The sequence below is a fragment of the Xanthomonas cassavae CFBP 4642 genome, from assembly GCF_000454545.1.
Taxonomy (GTDB): Bacteria; Pseudomonadota; Gammaproteobacteria; order Xanthomonadales; family Xanthomonadaceae; genus Xanthomonas; species Xanthomonas cassavae.
In genome coordinates, this window is record NZ_CM002139.1 from 4,706,561 (window position 1) to 4,724,743 (window position 18,183).

The 18,183-nt window shown below is 66.1% G+C and carries 18 protein-coding genes and 1 pseudogene; 8 read left to right on the forward strand and 11 right to left on the reverse strand.

Annotated features, from left to right (window positions below; translation table 11 throughout):
- Nucleotides 1-11 precede the first annotated feature (11 nt).
- Nucleotides 12-806, reverse strand: coding sequence for a hypothetical protein (locus XCSCFBP4642_RS0120895; RefSeq protein ID WP_029221486.1), 795 nt, complete (start codon nt 804-806; stop codon nt 12-14).
- A 751-nt stretch (nt 807-1,557) separates the two neighbouring features.
- Between XCSCFBP4642_RS0120895 and XCSCFBP4642_RS0120905 the strand changes: the two genes are divergently transcribed.
- Complete coding sequence (locus XCSCFBP4642_RS0120905) at nt 1,558-2,244, forward strand: kinase (protein WP_029221487.1); 687 nt, start codon at nt 1,558-1,560, stop codon at nt 2,242-2,244.
- Between the two features lie 227 nt (nt 2,245-2,471).
- On the opposite strand, the gene XCSCFBP4642_RS0120910 is transcribed toward XCSCFBP4642_RS0120905, so the two are convergent.
- Both XCSCFBP4642_RS0120910 and XCSCFBP4642_RS0120915 read right to left on the reverse strand, forming a co-directional pair.
- Nucleotides 2,472-4,427: a glycoside hydrolase family 84 protein gene (locus XCSCFBP4642_RS0120910; protein ID WP_029221488.1), complete on the reverse strand. Its 1,956-nt coding sequence runs from the start codon at nt 4,425-4,427 to the stop codon at nt 2,472-2,474.
- 1,026 nt (nt 4,428-5,453) lie between these two features.
- Entirely contained in the window at nt 5,454-5,828 is a 375-nt protein-coding gene (locus XCSCFBP4642_RS0120915) for a P-II family nitrogen regulator (protein WP_029221489.1), read from the reverse strand.
- Between the two features lie 151 nt (nt 5,829-5,979).
- On the opposite strand from XCSCFBP4642_RS0120915, the gene ubiK reads away from it, so the two are divergent.
- The 3 genes and pseudogenes from ubiK (at nt 5,980) to XCSCFBP4642_RS0120930 (ending at nt 8,796) form a co-directional block, all read left to right on the forward strand.
- Nucleotides 5,980-6,264, forward strand: coding sequence for a ubiquinone biosynthesis accessory factor UbiK (gene ubiK, locus XCSCFBP4642_RS0120920; protein ID WP_029221490.1), 285 nt, complete (start codon nt 5,980-5,982; stop codon nt 6,262-6,264).
- 15 nt (nt 6,265-6,279) lie between these two features.
- Nucleotides 6,280-7,789: pseudogene (locus XCSCFBP4642_RS25515) on the forward strand (YifB family Mg chelatase-like AAA ATPase).
- 497 nt (nt 7,790-8,286) lie between these two features.
- Nucleotides 8,287-8,796 carry a lipocalin family protein gene (locus XCSCFBP4642_RS0120930; RefSeq protein ID WP_029221491.1) on the forward strand — a complete coding sequence of 170 codons (510 nt, stop codon included), beginning with the start codon at nt 8,287-8,289 and terminating at the stop codon, nt 8,794-8,796.
- A 138-nt stretch (nt 8,797-8,934) separates the two neighbouring features.
- Here XCSCFBP4642_RS0120930 and XCSCFBP4642_RS27755 read toward each other — a convergent pair whose 3' ends face one another.
- Nucleotides 8,935-9,111, reverse strand: coding sequence for a hypothetical protein (locus tag XCSCFBP4642_RS27755; RefSeq protein ID WP_167331401.1), 177 nt, complete (start codon nt 9,109-9,111; stop codon nt 8,935-8,937).
- Between the two features lie 384 nt (nt 9,112-9,495).
- Between XCSCFBP4642_RS27755 and XCSCFBP4642_RS0120945 the strand changes: the two genes are divergently transcribed.
- The gene (locus tag XCSCFBP4642_RS0120945; RefSeq protein ID WP_029221492.1) at nt 9,496-11,064 is read left to right on the forward strand and encodes an EAL domain-containing protein; all 1,569 of its coding nucleotides are present in this window, start codon (nt 9,496-9,498) and stop codon (nt 11,062-11,064) included.
- 255 nt (nt 11,065-11,319) lie between these two features.
- On the opposite strand, the gene XCSCFBP4642_RS0120950 is transcribed toward XCSCFBP4642_RS0120945, so the two are convergent.
- Together XCSCFBP4642_RS0120950 and XCSCFBP4642_RS0120955 are read right to left on the reverse strand one after the other, a co-directional pair.
- The gene (locus XCSCFBP4642_RS0120950) at nt 11,320-12,441 is read right to left on the reverse strand and encodes a fatty acid desaturase family protein (protein WP_029221493.1); all 1,122 of its coding nucleotides are present in this window, start codon (nt 12,439-12,441) and stop codon (nt 11,320-11,322) included.
- 9 nt (nt 12,442-12,450) lie between these two features.
- Nucleotides 12,451-13,527, reverse strand: a complete 1,077-nt coding sequence (locus tag XCSCFBP4642_RS0120955; protein WP_029221494.1) for a ferredoxin reductase — start codon at nt 13,525-13,527, stop codon at nt 12,451-12,453.
- Between the two features lie 92 nt (nt 13,528-13,619).
- Between XCSCFBP4642_RS0120955 and fabR the strand changes: the two genes are divergently transcribed.
- Nucleotides 13,620-14,267, forward strand: coding sequence for an HTH-type transcriptional repressor FabR (fabR, locus tag XCSCFBP4642_RS0120960; protein WP_029221495.1), 648 nt, complete (start codon nt 13,620-13,622; stop codon nt 14,265-14,267).
- A 415-nt stretch (nt 14,268-14,682) separates the two neighbouring features.
- Here the strand turns inward: fabR and XCSCFBP4642_RS29300 are convergent, their stop codons facing one another.
- The 5 genes from XCSCFBP4642_RS29300 to XCSCFBP4642_RS0120990 all read right to left on the reverse strand — a co-directional run bounded on the left by XCSCFBP4642_RS29300 (nt 14,683) and on the right by XCSCFBP4642_RS0120990 (nt 16,901).
- Nucleotides 14,683-14,853, reverse strand: coding sequence for a hypothetical protein (locus tag XCSCFBP4642_RS29300; RefSeq protein WP_160170351.1), 171 nt, complete (start codon nt 14,851-14,853; stop codon nt 14,683-14,685).
- A gap of 23 nt (nt 14,854-14,876) precedes the next feature.
- On the reverse strand, nt 14,877-15,134 hold the full coding sequence (locus tag XCSCFBP4642_RS0120975; protein ID WP_029218404.1) for a hypothetical protein: 258 nt from the start codon (nt 15,132-15,134) through the stop codon (nt 14,877-14,879).
- A 1-nt stretch (nt 15,135) separates the two neighbouring features.
- Nucleotides 15,136-15,786: a ParA family protein gene (locus XCSCFBP4642_RS0120980; RefSeq protein ID WP_029218403.1), complete on the reverse strand. Its 651-nt coding sequence runs from the start codon at nt 15,784-15,786 to the stop codon at nt 15,136-15,138.
- A gap of 93 nt (nt 15,787-15,879) precedes the next feature.
- Nucleotides 15,880-16,287 carry a hypothetical protein gene (locus XCSCFBP4642_RS30915; protein WP_029218402.1) on the reverse strand — a complete coding sequence of 136 codons (408 nt, stop codon included), beginning with the start codon at nt 16,285-16,287 and terminating at the stop codon, nt 15,880-15,882.
- Nucleotides 16,284-16,901 (reverse strand): recombinase family protein, encoded by a 618-nt coding sequence (locus XCSCFBP4642_RS0120990; RefSeq protein ID WP_084624368.1) that lies wholly within the window; start codon nt 16,899-16,901, stop codon nt 16,284-16,286. Before XCSCFBP4642_RS0120990 ends, XCSCFBP4642_RS30915 begins: the two co-directional genes overlap by 4 nt.
- A 274-nt stretch (nt 16,902-17,175) precedes the next feature.
- Here XCSCFBP4642_RS0120990 and XCSCFBP4642_RS0120995 point away from each other — a divergent pair, with 274 nt between their 5' ends.
- Entirely contained in the window at nt 17,176-17,457 is a 282-nt protein-coding gene (locus XCSCFBP4642_RS0120995) for a type II toxin-antitoxin system TacA family antitoxin (protein WP_017166845.1), read from the forward strand.
- Complete coding sequence (locus tag XCSCFBP4642_RS0121000) at nt 17,454-18,005, forward strand: GNAT family N-acetyltransferase (protein ID WP_029218400.1); 552 nt, start codon at nt 17,454-17,456, stop codon at nt 18,003-18,005. Before XCSCFBP4642_RS0120995 ends, XCSCFBP4642_RS0121000 begins: the two co-directional genes overlap by 4 nt.
- Nucleotides 18,006-18,183 lie beyond the last annotated feature (178 nt).

Below are 18,183 nucleotides of genomic sequence, written 5' to 3' on the forward strand. Positions count from 1 at the left end.
TGCGTCGCCAATCAGAAACGGACTTCGGCGCCCACGTTCAACACTTCGGCACGATTGATGGTGATGTCTTCACCGTAGTCGTAGTAATCATTGGCGTACACATAGTTGGTGTACATCACGCTCACGCTGGCGTATTTGCCCAGGTCCACACCCACGCCGACGCCTGCGTAGCCACCGTAAATTTCCTCGCTCGTCTCTGCGACATCGGCGTACCACGAGCCCAGGCGCACCATCGCAAACAACGGGCTATCACCGAAGTTGAAGCGCGCCGTGCCACCAAGGCCGCCAAACTTCACGGACGGGATAAAGATGTCGTCCGTGCTCTCGCCGCGATCCAGGCGACCGATCGATGCTTCAAGACCGATGAGGGTCACCGAGCCTGCGCGCCAGCGATAACCGGCGCTTAGACCGAGCATGTCCTGCTTATAGCCATCGAACACCTCCGCTCTACCGCGTTGCACGCCGATGAAGGCACCGCTGTCGATGCGGGACTCTTCGCGCGGGGCGGCCGCCACATACGCAGGCACAGGTGGCGATGCCACTGCGGGTGCTTGCGCCGTCACTGTAGTGAATCCGCCGCTCTGGCCAGATGCGTTACCGTCGCTGCCGGCCGGTGCCGTGGCAGTCGTGGTGGGCGTGGCGGCCGATACCGGAGCAGTCGGCGCTGCACTGCCCTGCGGGCCGGCCTGTTGCTGCTTGTGCTGCTGGCGGTAGCTATCCCAGCCGCGCGAGAGCGATTGCGCCGAGGCCTGTGCCGTGACGCCAAGCGCCGTGCAAGCCAACAGCAGTGTTGCGGTCTTTTTCATCACATTCCCCCTGAGTGGTCGTCCATCGTTCCGCATCCTTGCGCACGCAGGCGGACCTAAGGATGGTCTGATCAACGCAGCCGGAAAACGAAACACGCCACATCCGCCGCGCTGAGGGCGCTCAAACCCCCGGTTTTTTGCCGTTTTCGGCACGNCGCTTGCTGTTGTACTCCGCGTCGCCGAAGGTCAGTTGCATCGTCATCGTCCTGGTGCCTCTGTGCGATTGTCGCAGGATCAGGGGGAGTTGTTCAGAGTTTCCCTAACGGGCGTCGGGAAGTGGTGCAGTTGCCGTCGTCTCATGGGGGCTTCCCCGCAGCACGCGGTGTCGCCGGTGACACTGGCGCAGGCTGGCCTGGGCAGGCCAACGCCGTCGCACATGATGCAGCCCCCTGACCGCAGCGCGCACAGCGTCTGGAGTCTCAGTGTCTGTCAAGAAGAGGTGAGACCTCCATACTCGGCATGAGCCGCGCGGCACGGCACGCCCCCCGTTGCATCGCCTGCCAAGACACCGCGCAGCAGCAGCCCCCTGTCTCATGCAAGACACCACATGGTGCGCAAAGCACCGGTCCCTCATGCCGCCTCCAAGAGGTTGTTTAAAAACGCCGTTCCACATCCGGAATACTTCATTTGTTAAATAACTGTAGTGTCAATGCCGACAAGTTTTAAAATTGCGCACTCCCGATCCCAAGCGATCACCGTGGACCTGCGTAACGCGTGACACCTCCGCGCCGCCAGCGTCCGGAGAACTGCCATGCACCACCAGCCGCTGGACGTTTCCAGCCTGCACCTTGTGACACCCGTGCTGCTCAAACAGGGCACGCGGCTGCTCGAACCGGACGTCTACCGCACCCACCTGGATGGGCAACTGGCGGTGGTCAAGGACTACACCCGTTATCGCCGTACCCTGCTGGCGCCGATCGCGCGGCTGATGGTGCGCCACGAAGCCGGCATGCTGCGCCGGCTGCACGGGTGGCGGCATGCGCCCGCGTTGCTCGGCACCCTGGGCGGTTTGGCGTTGGGCATGGAGTTCATTCCCGGCGACACGCTCAGCGCCAGCGCAGTGGTGGGCCAGGAGGTGTTCCAGCAGTTGCAGCAGGCGTTGCGCCGCCTGCACGGTTTCGGCATTACCCATAACGACCTGCATGGCACCAACGTGGTGGTCAGTGCCGGGGTGCCGGTTTTGATCGATTTCACCTCGGCGTGGCGGTTTCCGCGCTGGCTGCGGCGCGGCCTGCTGGCCCGGCAGCTGCAGCGCAGCGAGGTGGCCAATTTCCAGAAGATGCGCCGGCGCCTGGCCGGCATCGCTCCCACCGCCGACGAAGCCGCACGCAGCGCCGAACCGGGCTGGGTGCGCGGTATTCGCGGTGGGTGGAAGCGGCTGTATCGTTGTCTCAAGCGCGACGCACAGCCGGCGAACCAGGCGGATTTGCGCGACTGATCTCCACGATGCATGCAAGACGCGCCGGCGTGGCCAGGCGATCTTTCATAGGACGTGGTAATGCCCGGCAGGCACCGTGCCCAGGAGTGATGAAACAGCATGCAATGCTGCGCCAGGCCGGGTGCATGGCATCGGCAGCGGCGTGCGGGCATCTCGGGCGGGATGCATCACCGTCACCGGTGCCTGCCAGAGAGCAGGCACCGGCATTCCATCAACGCAGCATGCCGCTACGGCGTCGCCGCTGGCGCGCGATAGGCGATCAGGTGCGGCGCTTCGGCCACGAACCGATCCAGCACACCGTCGGCGATCCTGACCGGCCCGCCGAAACGCGTGGCGCCGGGAATCGATGGGATCGCTGCGGCCCTGGCAGCGACTGCCGCGGCATCGGCAAACAATGCCGGCGCCTCGGTGCTGCCACGGTTGGCGGCCTCCAGGCCGGCCGCGGTCTGCCGCAGCGCGCGGCCCCAGCCCTCCATCGCCTCCAGCCATGGGCGCGCTTGTTCGGCAAAGCCCTTGTCGGCCACACCGTCGCGGATGAGTTGCGGGGCGGCGGCGATGTCATCGGCGGTGCGCGCCAACGTCGCAATCGCCTGATTGCGCGCCGTGGCATCGCCCAGCGCGATCGCTTCGCGCACCTGGTCGAGCACGGCCTTCAGGCGCGGCGCCTGTTCCTGCCACGGCTGGCTACCGAAGGTGGGCGCCAGATGCTGGGTATCGAAGAAGGTCAGCAATGCGGCAGTGACACGCGCGTCGTCGCCGGCCAGATCGCGCGCCGCCGCGTGCCAGGTGCGCTGCGCGTCATAGCCCTTATCGTTCCAGGCGAACGCAGTCAGCCCCATTACCGCCACGCGGCTGGGCACTTCCTGGTTCATCGGGTTGGACACGATGCCGGACAACTCGGCCGACAGGCCCGCTTCGCGCCGCGCATACGGTGCCATCAGCAGGCGCCCGGCCGAGGTTTCGAAATCGTTGACCGGGTAGTTGTCCCACAACAGCGTCTTGCGGCCGAACGCCTTGGTGGCGGCGCGTGCATCGGGGATGGAAATGGCCGGCGGCACCACGTCGGTGCCGGTCCACTGCACCACGATCTTCGGGTCCAGGTGCTTGCGCAGCGCTTCCTTGTACGGGCTCTCCTTGGCATCGAAATATTCGGTCGGCACCATGATCAGTTCCGAGGAAGCGTCGTGGCGGGCGACCAGGTCGGCCTGCACCAGATTGAGCAGATGCGACTGCGCAATGCCTGCCGCCTGCGCGCCGGACGCACCGAAGGTGGTCTTGTCGCGCTCGCAGTTCCACGTGGTGTATTCGATGTCGTCCAGCGCCACGTAGAAGCTGCGCACGCCCAGCGCGCGGAACGCATCGAACTTGCGCAGCAACGCCTTGGCATCGGCCGGGTCGGAGAAACACACCGTGGGGCCGGGCGAGATCGCATAGACGAAATCGACATGATTGCGTTTGGCGGTGGCGGCCAGCTGGCCCAGCGCCTTCAAGGTCGCCTTCGGATACGGCTCGCGCCAGCGGTCGCGCGCGTACGGGTCGTCCTTGGGGCTGTAGATGAAGGTGTTGGCCTTGGTGCGGGCGAGGAAGTCGATGTGCTTGCTGCGGTCGCTCATCGACCACGGCGCGCCATAGAAGCCTTCGATCGTGCCGCGGATCGGCATGGCCGGGTAATCCTGGATCGTCAGCGTCGGGATCGCCGGCCGCTCGACCAGCTGGCGCAGCGTCTGCGCGGCATGGAACAGGCCATCGTCGTCGTGACCGGCCAGCGTGATCAGGCCACTGCCCAGCGCCACGCTGGTCAGCGTATAGCCTTCGGTGTGGGTGTCCTGCGTGGCCTTGCTGCGCGCCAACGCATCGCGTACCACCGCCGCCGCGCCAGTGCCGACCACCACGTGCGGGCGGTCGAAGGTTGCCGGCAGGCGCGCCGCAGTGGCGATCTTGCCAACACCGGCCGCGCCAAGTACGCGGCGCACCAGCGCAACGGCGGCTGGGTCGGCGCCCGGCGCCACCACCAGCACCACCGCATCCCCCAACGTGATCGTCTGACCATCCAGGCTGATCGATACCGGGGTCGGGAAGATGGCCGGCTGGGTAACCGGCGCGGCTACTGCCGGCAGTGCCAGGCCCAGCGCCATCACCACCGGAAGCAGGCGCATGCCCGTCTGCCTGTTGCCTCGCTGCATGTCGAACTCCGGTATTGGAATGGTATTAACTCCTAGAGTAGGCAAGTCATGCCGCGGCGACAAGTTCAGAAGCGAGAACGGAGGTTGAGCCCGTTTCATGAGTCAGTAAAACTGGGGACTTTCGGTATTGAAATGGTATGAGAAGGAGTACGATCTCTATGCATCGCCAGCCACCGAACGTGGGGAGGGGCGCGTATCGCCGGCCTCCCAACAGGCGAAGCGCTCCAGCAAACGCGCAATGCGCGACGCGACGCCATGCTGGCTCAACGGGATCAGTACCCCGGCCCAGCGGCATTGAGGCATTGAGGCATTGAGGCATTGAGGCATTGAGGCATTGGGGCATTGGGGCAGTGCGGGCAGTGCGGGCAGTGCGGGCAGTGCGGCAGCGACTTTCCCAGGTGCCTTTGCCATGAGCGGCGACAGAAATTGGCGTCCTCGCACACACTGAAAGCAGCAGCGTGCTGCTCGCATGCCACAGGGTCACCGCCGATATGTCCTGGGCCGGCGGGCGCATCGGCAACCATCAGAGCGTGACCAGCACGGCTCCGCTAGGGCAGCGCCTCGTTAAGCGCAGCATGCCAATGGCAGACACGGCGCCGTTCGCCAGATCTGCGGCGTGCGGTACAGCGCGCACGCTGTCTTGCCGCAACCAGCACGGTGCACCAAGGAGTTCATGGCCCAGGCATCCGATGCAGCCGGGTAAAGTCACCTTCGCTGCATGCTGGAAGCGCGACGTGGCCGGCAAGCCGCACATCCTGCTGGCACTCCCGATCAGCGCCGCAGAACGTTCTGGCCCTCAGATCCACGGCCGCGTCGGCGTCACCGAACGTGGCGCTCCGTACGCATCTGGCGATGCGCACCGCATGCGGCGTGACACAGGCCGAAGGACAACAAACCCGCGCGACAGCCCCGCTGCGCTCAGTCGACCAGCCATGCACGGCACGCGCCACGTTGCACACACAGGCGCGCATGAGACAACGGCACACTGCATCGCACCGAGTTGACGCCAACCGCGCGTTACCAACCCTACAGCGCGTCGCTGTCCAGCTCACCGGTGCGGATGCGCACCACGCTGCCCAGGTCGTAGACGAACACCTTACCGTCGCCGATCTTGCCGGTGCCGGCTGCAGCCACGATGGCTTCGACCACACGCTCGGCCTGGTCGTCGGTCACCGCCACTTCGATCTTCACCTTGGGCAGAAAATCGACCACGTACTCGGCGCCGCGATACAGCTCGGTGTGGCCCTTCTGGCGGCCGAAGCCCTTGACCTCGGTCACCGTGATGCCCGCCACCCCACAGCCGGCGAGCGCTTCGCGCACATCGTCGAGCTTGAACGGTTTGACGATGGCCATGATCATTTTCATTGGTACAAATCCCAGGGCATGACGGGCGCGCAGCATACCGTGGACGGCTGCAACACTCATCCATGCCGGCGACCGTCACCCCGGACGACAGTCGAATGGGACTATCCTTACCGCCTGCCGACTGCCTTGCCGATGTCCCGCGTGTGGCGGCCTGCACTAGGCTTCCTACGAACCTGCGGAGACCACCATGATCGATTTCAATCAGCTCGACGACCTCGCCCGCCGCCTCAGCGACCTAGTGCCGCCGGGCCTGCGCCAATCACGCGAAGAGCTGCAGAGCACCTTCAAGGGCGCCTTGCAGGCCGGCCTGGGCAAGCTGGACCTGGTCACCCGCGAGGAGTTCGACGTGCAGCGCGCCGTGCTGCTGCGCACGCGCGAAAAACTCGACGCGCTTGAGCAGGCGGTGGCCGCCCTGGAAGCACGCGCAACCGGCACGCCGCCCAGTGCGGCGCCCGGTTCCGACACTCCCTGACCCGAGCCTTCCACCATGAGTCTGGCGCTGGTGCACAGCCGTGCCCGCGTGGGGGTGCACGCGCCTGAGGTTCGGGTGGAGGTGCATCTGTCCGGCGGTCTTCCCTCCACCCAGATCGTGGGGCTGCCCGAAGCAGCGGTGCGCGAGTCGCGCGAGCGCGTACGTGCCGCATTGCTCTGCGCGCAGTTCGAATTTCCGGCCCGGCGCATCACCATCAATCTGGCGCCTGCGGATCTGCCCAAGGAGGGCGGCCGCTTCGACCTGCCGATCGCGCTTGGCATTCTGGCCGCCAGCGGGCAGATCGACCGGCAGGCACTGGCCGACTATGAGTTTCTCGGCGAGCTGGCGCTGACCGGCGAGCTGCGTGGCGTCGACGGCGTGCTGCCGGCGGCCCTGGCCGCCGCACAGGCGGGGCGACGGCTGATCGTGCCGCTGGCCAATGGCGCCGAGGCAGCCATCGCCGGGCATGTCCAGGCCTTCACTGCGCGGACCCTGCTGGAGGTCTGCGCCGCCCTCAACGGCACCCGGCCGGCGCCTGCTGCGGAACTGGCGGTCACCGCGCTCGGCGCACGTGCGCTACCGGATATGGCCGATGTGCGCGGGCAACCGCATGCGCGCCGCGCGCTGGAGATCGCCGCCGCCGGCGGGCACCACCTGCTGCTGGTCGGCAGCCCCGGATGCGGAAAGACCTTGCTGGCCTCGCGCCTGCCCGGCCTGCTGCCGGACGCCAGCGAAGCCGAAGCACTGGAGACGGCTGCCATCACCTCGGTCAGCGGCCGTGGGCTGGATCTGGCCCGCTGGCGCCAGCGGCCCTACCGGTCCCCGCACCACACCGCCAGTGCGGTTGCCCTGGTCGGCGGCGGCCCGCATCCGCGCCCTGGCGAGATTTCACTGGCGCACAACGGCGTGCTGTTCCTGGACGAACTGCCAGAGTGGCAACGGCAGACGCTGGAAGTGCTGCGCGAACCGCTGGAATCGGGCCTGGTCACCATCTCGCGTGCGGCGCGCAGCGTGGATTTTCCGGCACGCTTCCAGTTGGTCGCCGCCATGAATCCCTGCCCGTGCGGCTGGGCGGGCGATGGCAGCGGGCGGTGCCGCTGCAGCAGCGACAGTATCCGCCACTACCGCAGCCGTATCTCCGGGCCGCTGCTGGATCCATGTGGAAGTCCCGCGGCTGCCGGCGCAGGCGCTGCGCAGCGGCAACCCGGGCGAGGACAGCGCCAGCGTGCGCGCCCGCGTGGTTGCCGCGCGGCAGCGGCAGCTTGCGCGTGGTGCCCTGCCCAATGCACAGCTCGACCAGCCCGATACCGACCGCCACTGCCGGCTGCAAGACGACGACCAACTGCTGCTGGAGCGTGCGATCGAGCAGTTGCAGCTATCCGCACGTTCGATGCACCGCATCCTGAGGGTGGCGCGCACCATCGCCGACCTGGATGCCAGTGCGGCGATCGCCACCGGTCATCTCACCGAAGCAATCGGCTACCGCAAACTGGATCGCGCACTCGGCACCGCGAGCGCGGCGTAGCGCGGCGGTGATTGCGCCGCCGGCTGCCAGGGTGGCCGCCGCGCCCGGAGCACTGCACTGCCACGGCTATTTCGAACATGGGCTCGTAGTGCGGGCAGTGCGTCGATCATGGCGGCAGCCTCAGCCCCCACTGCAACGTGCCGTGGTCTTGTCCATAAACAAACCCACGCGACCGGATTGGCCAGATGGCTGACGCGCTCGAACGTGCCACCCGCCTCCGCAACCTGGCGCCGGCCTGCGCGGGTCGCGATGCATTGCCGCGCGCCTGCAAGGACACAGTGCGCGTTTGCCGCAACGCAGGCTTGCGTCGCAAGGGACAACGGCCTGCCCATCCGCCTCCGATGTGCGCACCCGCCCCAGCACCCCAAACCTCGCGCGCTGCGGTGTGCCGTGCGGTTCAGTCCACCTCGCACCGCACCGCCAAGGGCCATGCCGCAACATCCATTTCATGGCGCTGCACGTACAACGTCAGCCTCACCTTTCGCACCGAGGCTGTCATGAACCGACTTCCCGAGTTATCCACCGTCGCGTCGCTGGATCTGAACCGCTATCTGGGTACCTGGTACGAGATCGCCCGGCTGCCGATCCGTTTCGAGGATGCGGACTGTACCGACGTGTCGGCGCATTACGCGCTGCAAGACGACGGCACAGTGCGCGTGCAGAACCGCTGCCTGACCGTGGAAGGTGAGCTGGAGGAGGCCGTCGGCCAAGCCCGCCCTATCGACGACACCCATGGCCGTCTGGAAGTGACCTTCCTGCCCGAAGGGCTGCGTTGGATTCCCTTCACCAAGGGCGACTACTGGGTGATGCGCATCGATGCCGACTACACCGCGGCCCTGGTCGGCAGCCCCGACCGCAAGTATCTGTGGTTACTGGCGCGGTTGCCGCAGCTGGACGAAAACATCGCCCAGGCGTACCTGGCGCATGCACGCGAACAGGGCTTCGACCTGGCACCGTTGATCCACACCCCGCATACCGGGCGGCTGACCGAGCAGCCGCTGCCTTGAATCCACGGTGGTGAGACAGCCCGGCAGGGGCGCCAGCCCTGCCAGCCATCGATCAGCACACTGACAGGCCCTGCACCGCTGCACCGGGCCTGCCCTGGCGGCGCGTAGCCGCCTTGACTGCCTGGCAGCCAGCCTGCCTCACCCGTTGAGCATGCCCAGATCCTTGGCGGCGGCCTGCGCGCCTTCCAGGCTGTCGAAAGCCACGCCAGTGTCGCCGACCACGTACTTGATCAGTTCGCCATCGCGCGTGGTTTCCTGCATCTTGAAGATCGGCACTGCATCGGTGCCGCCGACACGTTCTTTCTGTGTTGTCATGGATGAATCCTCCGGTGAGAGCGCCTTGCCGCGGACCGGCTGGTCCTGCGGCCCGCATGGGCGAGCGCAGACGCAACGACCGTAGCGCGCCTTTGCGTGCAGGCGCGTGAATCCCTCGCAGCGCGGCAGTCCGCACTGCGCATCAGGCCCGCTCGGCATAAAATCACATCCACTTCGCTCTGCGGACGCGCGCAATGCACGCGTGTGTCGTACATTCGCGACGTGCAGCCTCATCCATCCCCATCTGTGGTCCACATCACGCCGTTGCGCCGCGTCCGTCGGCGCGGCGATGCGGCCATGGCGCACGCCTGGATGCTGCCGCAGCGTCCACCGCATATCGGGCCGCACGCGTGATCTGGCCCTCATGCCGATGCGGGTGGTGACGTGAAGCGCCAACGCATCATTAGCCTGACCGTGCTGCTGGTGGTGGTGTGCGCAACGCTCCCGATCGGTCTGTCGTACTACCTCGCCTGGCGGCTGGCGCTGTCGCGTGAGGAAGGCAGGCTCAGCCAGCTGGCGGCGCTGGCGATCCGGCGTACCGAAACCGCCTTCGACGAGGCCTATGGCGCCTTGCTGAGCATGGCCGCCTCCAGGTCGACGCCCTGCTCGCCCGCCCACCTGGCGCAGATGCGCGCGTTGGTGCTGACCAGCCATTACATCGTCGAGCTGGGGCATTTCCGGCAGGGGCGGTTGCGCTGCACCTCATGGGGACTGTTGCCTGCCAGCATTCCGCAAAGCCGCCCGGATTTCGTGGTCAGGCGCGGCATTGCGGTCACCACGCGGCTGCTGCCGCTGGCCAACCCGCAACATCCACTGATGGCGCTGCAGCTGGACAACTACAACGCCCTGATCAATCCGAACACGCTGGCCGACATCAATATCCCGCCCGGCCTGCAGCTGGCGATCGGCACTCCGGACGGGCAACTGCTCAGCAGTACCGGCACCGCTGCCGAACAGTTGCTGGTGGCGTCGCGCGCTGACGATACCACCCATACGCCTGGGCAGGCGCCCGCGCAGGTGCTGTCCGGCCGGGGAAGCCGGGGCGACTGGGCCGCGGTGGTCACCGAGCCGATCGCCTACCTGCGCGGACCGCTGGCTGCCGCGCGGCTGCAGGTGGTGCCGGTCGGCATTGCGCTGGCTGTGCTGCTGGTCGGCCTGGTGTTATGGGTCTCGCGACGACGCTTGTCGCCGCTGGCGCGGCTGGAGATCGCGGTGCAGCGCGGCGAATTCGTCGTGCATTACCAACCGATCATCGCCCTCGACAGCGGCCGCTGCGTTGGTGCCGAGGCATTGGTGCGCTGGCAGCAGCCCGATGGCGTGCTGGTGCCGCCGGACGCCTTCATTCCGCTGGCCGAAGAAAGCGGCCTGATCCTGCCGATCACCGATCTGGTGGTGGCCGAAGTCATCCGCGACCTCGGCCCCACCCTGGCCGCCGAACCGTCGCTGCATGTGGCCATCAACGTCTCGGCCGGGGACATCAAGAGCGGCCGCGTGCAGTCGGTGCTGGCCGACGCGCTGCGGGGCACCGGCGTGGACAGCGGGCAGGTCTGGGTGGAGGCGACCGAACGCAGCCTGATGGACATCGATGCCGCGCGCACCACCATCACCCATCTGCGCGGCGCCGGCCACACCGTGTCCATCGACGACTTCGGCACCGGCTATTCCAGCCTGCAGTATCTGCAAGGCCTGCCGCTGGATGCCTTGAAGATCGACAAATCGTTCGTGGACACCATCGGCACGCACTCGGCCACCAGCTCGGTCACCGCGCACATCATCGAAATGGCCAAGACGCTGCGGCTGCGCACCATCGCCGAAGGAGTCGAACGCCAGGAACAGCTGGATTACCTGCGCGCACACGGCGTGGACCTGGCGCAGGGCTGGCTGTTCTCGCGCGCGCTGCCGGCCATCGGCTTCATCGCCTATCAGGCACAGGCGCGCAACTCGGCGCGCTGAGTCATCCGATTCGCCACCCTGCTGCCCGGCCTTGTGGCCTTGGGCCGCTGGTGATTAGTGATTGGTGATTGGCACACCGCATGGAGCATGCGCATGCCGCGCCAGCGTTACCGCAGCATCGGCGACTGCATCCTCGCCGCGTGCTGCGTGCCGGCAAACCGAGTTCGGCGCCGTCAGCAGACGATCCACACGCCAGCAGCCCGAACACGCTCCACTCCAAGAAAAAGGCCGCCAGTGGCGACCTTTCTCGTTGGATCACGCGCTCTGCAGCGCCCCGCTACGCTCGCGCACCGGCTTGGGCCGGCTCGGGAACGCGTGCCGCACGATCCGCCACATCACCTGGCCGAACTGACGCGGCAGCGAGCCGGTGTTGTAGTGCTGGCCGTAGCGCGCACAGACCTGCTTCACCTCGACCGCAATCTGCGCGTAGCGATTGGCCGGCAGGTCCGGGTAGAAGTGATGTTCGATCTGGTGGCTCAGATTGCCCGACAGCACGTTCATCAGCTTGCCGCCGGTGAGGTTGGACGAGCCGCGCAGCTGGCGCAGATACCAGTGGCCGCGCGACTCGTTGCGGATCGATTCCTTCGGGAACACTTCCGCATCGGCAGTGAAGTGGCCGCAGAAGATGATCACGAAGGTCCAGATGCTGCGCAGCACGTTGGCGGCCAGGTTGCCCAGCAGTACGGTCAGGAAGAACGGGCCGGCCAGCGCCGGGAACACGATGTAGTCCTTGAGCATCTGGCGGCCCATCTTGCGGCCGACCGGCAGGAACGAGGCGCGCAATTCGGCGGCCTTCATCTTGCCGGCGAACCAGCGGCCCAGACGCAGGTCCTGGATTGCCACGCCCCATTCGAACAGCAGCGCGAACACCACCGCGATGAACGGCTGCAGCAGGTAGAACGGGCGCCAGCGCTGCTCGGGAAAGATGCGCAGCAGGCCGTAGCCGATGTCATCGTCCATGCCGCGCACGTTGGTGTAGGTGTGATGCTTGAAATTGTGCGTCTTGCGCCAGTTGTCGCCGGTGGCAACGATGTCCCACTCGTAGGTATTGCCGTTGAGCTGCGGGTCGCCCATCCAGTCGTACTGGCCGTGCATGACGTTATGGCCCAGCTCCATGTTCTCCAGGATCTTGGACAGCGTCAGCAGCATCACGCCGGCAATCCAGGCCGGAATCAGCACGCTATGCACGAAGGCACCCAGGAACAGCAGCGCACGACCGGACACGCCGGTCCAGCGCACGGCGGCCACGATGCGGCGGATGTAGCGCGCGTCGTCGGCGCCGACCTGACGCTGCACGCGGGCGCGGATGGCATCGAGCTCGTCGCCGAAGGATTCCAGCTCGGCGGCAGACAGGGCGCGGTTATGGACTCGGCTCATGAGGGTTCCTTACAGATCCAGGATCAGGTCAGTACTCGGGGCACTGATGCACAGGCGGACCTGTGCAGTGGGTTCGTTGCTGCGCTCGCCGGTCAGCAGGTGGCGCGTGGTGCCGGCCTGGCGCGCGCAGGCGCAGCTGTTGCAGATGCCCATGCGGCAGCCGTGTTTTGGCCGCAAGCCCTGGGCTTCCAGCCCTTCCAGCAGCGACTGGCCGCGCGACAGGCTCAGCGTACGGCCGCTGCGCGACAGCTGGACCTGCACCTGCCCGGCCTCGGCTTCGTCCGACGCCGGCACGCTGAAGGCCTCGGCCTGGAACGCCGCCACGCGGCCCTCCAGGCGTGCACGTGCGGCCTCCACGAAGCCGCCCGGACCACAGGCCATCACATGACGGCGCGGCAGCTCGGCAATCTCGTCCAGCGCGTGGGTATCCACCCGGGCGGCCGGTGCGACACCGTCGCGGGTGGTCAGCAGGCGTACGCGCAAGCGCGGATGCGCCGCGGCCAGCGCCTGGAACTCATCCAGGAAACAGGCATCGTCGCGCGCGCGCACCCAGTACAGCAGGTCGATGTCGGCCGGCATGCCGGCCTGCGCCGCGGCCCGCAGCAGCGCACGCATCGGCGTGATGCCGGAGCCGGCGGCCAGCAGCAGCAAGGGGGTCGGCGTGGCCGGCAGCAGCATGTCGCCAAACGCGGGGTCCAGCGACACCACCGTGCCCAGCGCGGCGGCGTGCCCCAGATAGCGGCTGACCTGCCCGCCCTCGATCATCTTGACCGTGATCGCCAGGTGGCCGTTGTCCAGCAGCGTCGGGCTGTAGCTGCGCAGCAAGCGGCGGCCGTCGATCTCTACGCCCAGGCTCACATGCTGACCGGCCTGCAGGCCCTGCCAATGGCCGTTGGGCTGCAAGACCAGGGTCACCGCATCGCGACTGGCCGCACTGCGTTCGACCAGACGGGCCATCGGCCGCTCCAGCGTCCACAACGGGTTGATCCGGGTTGCCCAGAAGTCGAACAACTGTGGCGACACCAGGCGGCGCGCCAGCCGTGCGGGCAACGGGGAGGTGGACTTGGGAGTGGGTGCCAGGCTCATGGAGGGCACTATACGCATGCATGCACATCCGTGTATACACTTGTATATTGACGGAAGGGGCTATGATTCAGGCCCACGCCCGGCTGTTGCCCATGACCTCCATCGCCCTGCCGTCCCACGACGCGCCGCCGTCACGCAAGCCGGCGATCTCGCGCGAAGACCTGATTGCCGCGGCGCTGTCGCTGATCGGCCCGCACCGCAGCCTGTCCACGCTGAGCCTGCGCGAGGTGGCACGCGAGGCCGGCATCGCGCCGAACAGCTTCTATCGCCAGTTCCGCGACATGGACGAGCTCGCCGTGGCGCTGATCGATCTGGCCGGGCGTTCGCTACGCACCATCATCGGCCAGGCTCGCCAGCGCGCCACCTCCACCGAGCGCAGCGTCATCCGCGTCTCGGTCGAGGCGTTCATGGAACAGTTGCGCGCCGACGACAAGCTGCTGCACGTGCTGCTGCGCGAAGGCGCGGTAGGCTCGGATGCGTTCAAACAGGCGGTGGAGCGCGAGCTCACCTATTTCGAAGACGAGTTGCGGGTGGATCTGATCCGCCTGGCCGCCGCCGACAACGCCACCCTGCACGCACCGGCGCTGGTGTCCAAGGCGATCACCCGGCTGGTGTTTGCGATGGGCGCGGTGGCAATGGACCTGCCGCCGGAGAAGGACCCCGAGCTGATCGAGCAGATCTCGCAGATGCTGCGCATGATCCTGACCGGCGCACGCACCCTGGGCACGCACAATGGTTGATTGCTTGCCGGCGTCCGCGCGCTACGGGCATCGGCATCGGCGCATGGACCACGCATCCACGGCGATTCCGGGCGCGCCGTGCAAACTTTCCGACGACTGCTCGCGACGCGCTATTGGCATGCCTCATCCGCGGTGCTTGAATCAGATCATCGCCGGATTCCACCACCCTATTCGATTCCATCAGCGCGTTGCAGCCGATACACAGCTGCATTCTCTTTCGACCACCCGAAAGATAATCCAAAAATAATCCTGATTAGCCCCATCCCTCAGCCATGGAAGTTGCTTGCCATACGCAAAACGCGTTCTGGGCAAGGTGTGCAGCGCAGCAGCGCCGTCGCCAGCCGCGGCAGCATCTGTTNACCGCGTGCCCGCGCGGCCGTCAGCCCGGCCTGGGTGCGTTCGCGGATCAATCGGCTTAACTGACTTCCCTGTTCCATTGCTCCCCGGACCCCTCGTCCTGTGCGGTAAGGCCCTTCCTCTTGGGATTCTTCGATACCGCATTAGCGGTGCGCAGCACGTCGCGCGGCACCAACTTGCCTAGCAATGCCCCGATTTGCTGGGGGTCGTCGTTCTTCTTCGTGGCCATAGGGCGCTCTCCTGCCACAGCAGTTAGCTGTTGTGGCGCTTTTCGTATTCGGTGAAGGCCAGTCGCAGCAGCTCATTTAGCTTGAGGTCGTGCGATGCGGCGAACATGCGGAACCGGCGGCGTAGGTCTGCCGACACGCGGAAGTTCAACGGCACATTGTTAGCCGGATCGTCGTTGGTGGGCGTCGGCTTGAGCGTGCGGGGGGGCATATCGGCCACTGGGGCGGCGCTGCCTTTGGTGGCGACTAGGCCGGTAAGATCGGCGCTTTTCTTCGTAGCCATATTAGACGGTTTCCTTTTTGCGAGCTTTCTTTTTATCGTTCATGCGTTCTTGCACGAAAGCAAATAACGCCGTGATTTCCTCGGCGCTCCGGCCCTTACCATCGGTTTCCTGCACCGTGCGGCCGTCCACCATACTGCCGGCATAGTCCACACGATCATGCACGATGGATGGGGCTACGGGACCGTGCGCAGACAGGGCGGCCACCGCTTGCACCGTCAGGCGGGCGGTCGGCTTCGCTTGCGTGAGTGCGAACGCGAAGGGCCTCCCGGCTTCCTGTGCAATGTCCACCGTGCTGCCGACTGCGCGCAGGTCGTGCGGGCTAGGCCGGGTTGGAATCAGCACAAGGTCGGCGAGCTTCACCACGTCCCGGATGGCATCGGTGATGGCGGGCGGGGTATCGATGACGGCCAGCTTAAAACCGGCGCTGGCCAGCGCTTCCAATTTCGCCGGCAGCTCGGCCAGCGTCGCGGCCGCGAGCGCCGGAGTGTCCGCATCACGCGAGTTCCACCACGCCGACAAACTGCCTTGGGGATCGGTGTCGATAAGGACGGCAGGCCCCACGCCGGCCTGCTCGGCGGCTATGGCCAGATGCGCGGCCAGCGTCGTCTTGCCCGCCCCGCCTTTCTGACTTGCCAACACTAGGGTTTTCACATGTCGCCCCTTCTTAGTTTGTTTTGACAATTGGATGATAAACAGAAAGCACGCAACTAGCAAGCACTAATAGTAGAAAGCACGCAAGCACGTTTAGCCGCGATCCAGCGTTTCCCGCTCGGTATCGGTGAACCCCGGCCACTCCGGGCCGAACGCCGCCGCAAGCTGCCGCAGAAGGCCGCGCAGCTCGTCAGCGTCCCCGTCGCGGCGTACCGCATCCAGCAGCGCCGCTGCATGGTCCGGGTCTGCGCGGAACAGCTCGGCCATCGCCTCGTCATGGGGGCGATCTTTCCGGACATTTCCGGGATGGGCCTTACCGGGCGGATAGTCGATGGCCTCGATCCCGGTCAGCGGCTCGCCATCTTCGCGCATCGGCCCGGACTCCTGCCGATCCATCCATGCGAAAAAGTCATCGACGTGGGTCTGCTCCTCCGGCGTCAGCGGCTCCGGCGGCTTCGGCCGGTCGGGGTAGTCGAGAATGATCCGTTTCGGCTTCTTCATTTGGCGCCGTCCTCCTTGGTCAGGGCGCGATACAGGGTCGCTCGATGCACACCCAGCAAGGCGGCCGCTTGGGTTGCAGTCTGCCCATCCTCGTCGATCAGGCGGCGGGCGTGGGCAATCTGCGCAGGGGTGAGGGTAGGGCGGCGGCCGAAGCGAACGCCCCGCGCCTTGGCCGCTGTGCGCCCGTTGCGTGTGCGCTCCACGATCAGAGACCGCTCGAACTCGGCAATGCCGGCAAACACCGTCAGAACCATGCGCCCCGCCGGGCTGGTCGTGTCGGCCCACGGCTCGGCCAGCGACCGCAAGCCGGCCCCCTTCGCCTGCAACTGCTCGGCTATGTCCAGCAGGTCGCGGGTGTTGCGGGCGAGGCGGTCAAGCCGCGTCACTGTTACCACGTCGCCGGCCCTCAGATGGTCGAGCATCCGGGCCAGCTCGGCCCGCTTGCTGTGGGTGCCGGTGATCTTCTCGGCGAAGATGCGGGAACAGCCGGCCGCGTGCAGCTCGGTCCGCTGATTGGTCAGCTCTTGGTCGTCGGTCGAAACCCGCGCATAGCCGACGAGCAATCGGCCGCTCATCAGGTCGAGCGTGCCGGGGTCTTGTTTGTGCCGTGCCATAGGGCCGCCCTTAGTCGCAAATGTTGTCGCACATTATAGAATATAAGCGACAAAGTTTTGCAACATAGAAAAGCCAGCAATTCCGGAGCTGTGGCGGCAGTCGCAAAACTTAGGACTTGTGCAACACGCAGGACCGGGCCGGACTCGTCATTTCACACACAGAGCGGGGGCAAGGGGGAGCGATTTAACGACGCCGGGCAAACAAACGTAATGACATTGACATTACGGCGCGGTACACTTACATGAAACCGCAGGAGATTGAGCCATGCCCACGATGAGCACCGCACCCAGCAAGCGTGAAACGCTGAACATCCGCATCAAGCCCGAGGAACGGAGCTTGATCGACCGCGCCGCCAAGGCACGGGGCAAGAACCGCACCGACTTCGTGCTGGAAGCCGCCCGGTCGGCCGCCGAGGAAGCGTTACTAGACCAGACGATCATTTCCGCCAGCCCGGACGCCTACGCGGCCTTTCTGGCACGACTGGACATGCCGCCGCAGCCGAACGAACGCCTGCGGAAAACCATGCAGACGCCCGCCCCGTGGGAGAAAGCATGACGGTATCAGCGCCCGAACCGCTGGCCGCGCACCACGACATTGAAGCCTTCGACTCCGGGGTGGACAGTCTGGACCAGTGGCTAAAGCGTCGTGCCCTGAAAAATCAGGCTACCGGCGCTTCGCGAACCTTCGTCGCCTGCGACGATGGCCGCGTGGTGGCCTACTATGCGCTGGCATCGAGCGGGGTCACGGTGGACGCAGCACCCGGACGCTTCCGACGCAACATGCCGGACCCGATTCCGGTGGTGGTCCTTGGCAGGCTGGCCGTAGATCAATCGCAGCAGGGCAGGGGCCTAGGCCGCGCTCTGGTGAAAGATGCCGGGCAGCGCATCGTCCAAGCCGCCGACACCATCGGGATTCGCGGGGTGCTCGTGCATGCGCTCTCGGCCGACGCCAAGGCGTTCTATGAGCGGATCGGATTTGAGCCGTCGCCCCTCGATCCAATGATGCTACTGGTCACGCTGGATGACCTGAAAGCGGGGTTCAGCCGACATACGTGTAAAAATAGCTCACAAGATCGGATTTCATCCATTGCATCAGTGAGTTAGCGGATATTTTGGCGGTTCCGGCTTACAACCCTGTCTTGGTCACACATGCAGCTGAGCAGGTCCGCGATCGTGTCACCAACGTCCTCGCCGGCGCCGACTACGATCAGGTGCCAGATCAACCCCCTACGGACAACGCCTCACCCGCGCACGCGCGGCTTCAGCGCCGAGAGCAACGCTC

What these genes read in the sequence shown, in the direction of transcription:
- XCSCFBP4642_RS0120905 (WP_029221487.1), top strand. Translation starts at nt 1,558, where the DNA reads ATGCACCACCAGCCGCTGGACGTTTCCAGCCTGCACCTTGTGACACCC.
- XCSCFBP4642_RS0120955 (WP_029221494.1), bottom strand. Translation starts at nt 13,527, where the DNA reads ATGAGCCTGGCACCCACTCCCAAGTCCACCTCCCCGTTGCCCGCACGG.
- XCSCFBP4642_RS0120950 (WP_029221493.1), bottom strand. Translation starts at nt 12,441, where the DNA reads ATGAGCCGAGTCCATAACCGCGCCCTGTCTGCCGCCGAGCTGGAATCC.
- fabR (WP_029221495.1), top strand. Translation starts at nt 13,620, where the DNA reads ATGACCTCCATCGCCCTGCCGTCCCACGACGCGCCGCCGTCACGCAAG.
- XCSCFBP4642_RS29300 (WP_160170351.1), bottom strand. Translation starts at nt 14,853, where the DNA reads ATGGCCACGAAGAAGAACGACGACCCCCAGCAAATCGGGGCATTGCTA.
- ubiK (WP_029221490.1), top strand. Translation starts at nt 5,980, where the DNA reads ATGATCGATTTCAATCAGCTCGACGACCTCGCCCGCCGCCTCAGCGAC.
- XCSCFBP4642_RS0120995 (WP_017166845.1), top strand. Translation starts at nt 17,176, where the DNA reads ATGAGCACCGCACCCAGCAAGCGTGAAACGCTGAACATCCGCATCAAG.
- XCSCFBP4642_RS0120910 (WP_029221488.1), bottom strand. Translation starts at nt 4,427, where the DNA reads ATGCAGCGAGGCAACAGGCAGACGGGCATGCGCCTGCTTCCGGTGGTG.
- XCSCFBP4642_RS27755 (WP_167331401.1), bottom strand. Translation starts at nt 9,111, where the DNA reads ATGACAACACAGAAAGAACGTGTCGGCGGCACCGATGCAGTGCCGATC.
- XCSCFBP4642_RS0120930 (WP_029221491.1), top strand. Translation starts at nt 8,287, where the DNA reads ATGAACCGACTTCCCGAGTTATCCACCGTCGCGTCGCTGGATCTGAAC.
- XCSCFBP4642_RS0120915 (WP_029221489.1), bottom strand. Translation starts at nt 5,828, where the DNA reads ATGCTGCGCGCCCGTCATGCCCTGGGATTTGTACCAATGAAAATGATC.
- XCSCFBP4642_RS0120895 (WP_029221486.1), bottom strand. Translation starts at nt 806, where the DNA reads ATGAAAAAGACCGCAACACTGCTGTTGGCTTGCACGGCGCTTGGCGTC.
- XCSCFBP4642_RS0120975 (WP_029218404.1), bottom strand. Translation starts at nt 15,134, where the DNA reads ATGGCTACGAAGAAAAGCGCCGATCTTACCGGCCTAGTCGCCACCAAA.
- XCSCFBP4642_RS0120990 (WP_084624368.1), bottom strand. Translation starts at nt 16,901, where the DNA reads ATGGCACGGCACAAACAAGACCCCGGCACGCTCGACCTGATGAGCGGC.
- XCSCFBP4642_RS30915 (WP_029218402.1), bottom strand. Translation starts at nt 16,287, where the DNA reads ATGAAGAAGCCGAAACGGATCATTCTCGACTACCCCGACCGGCCGAAG.
- XCSCFBP4642_RS0121000 (WP_029218400.1), top strand. Translation starts at nt 17,454, where the DNA reads ATGACGGTATCAGCGCCCGAACCGCTGGCCGCGCACCACGACATTGAA.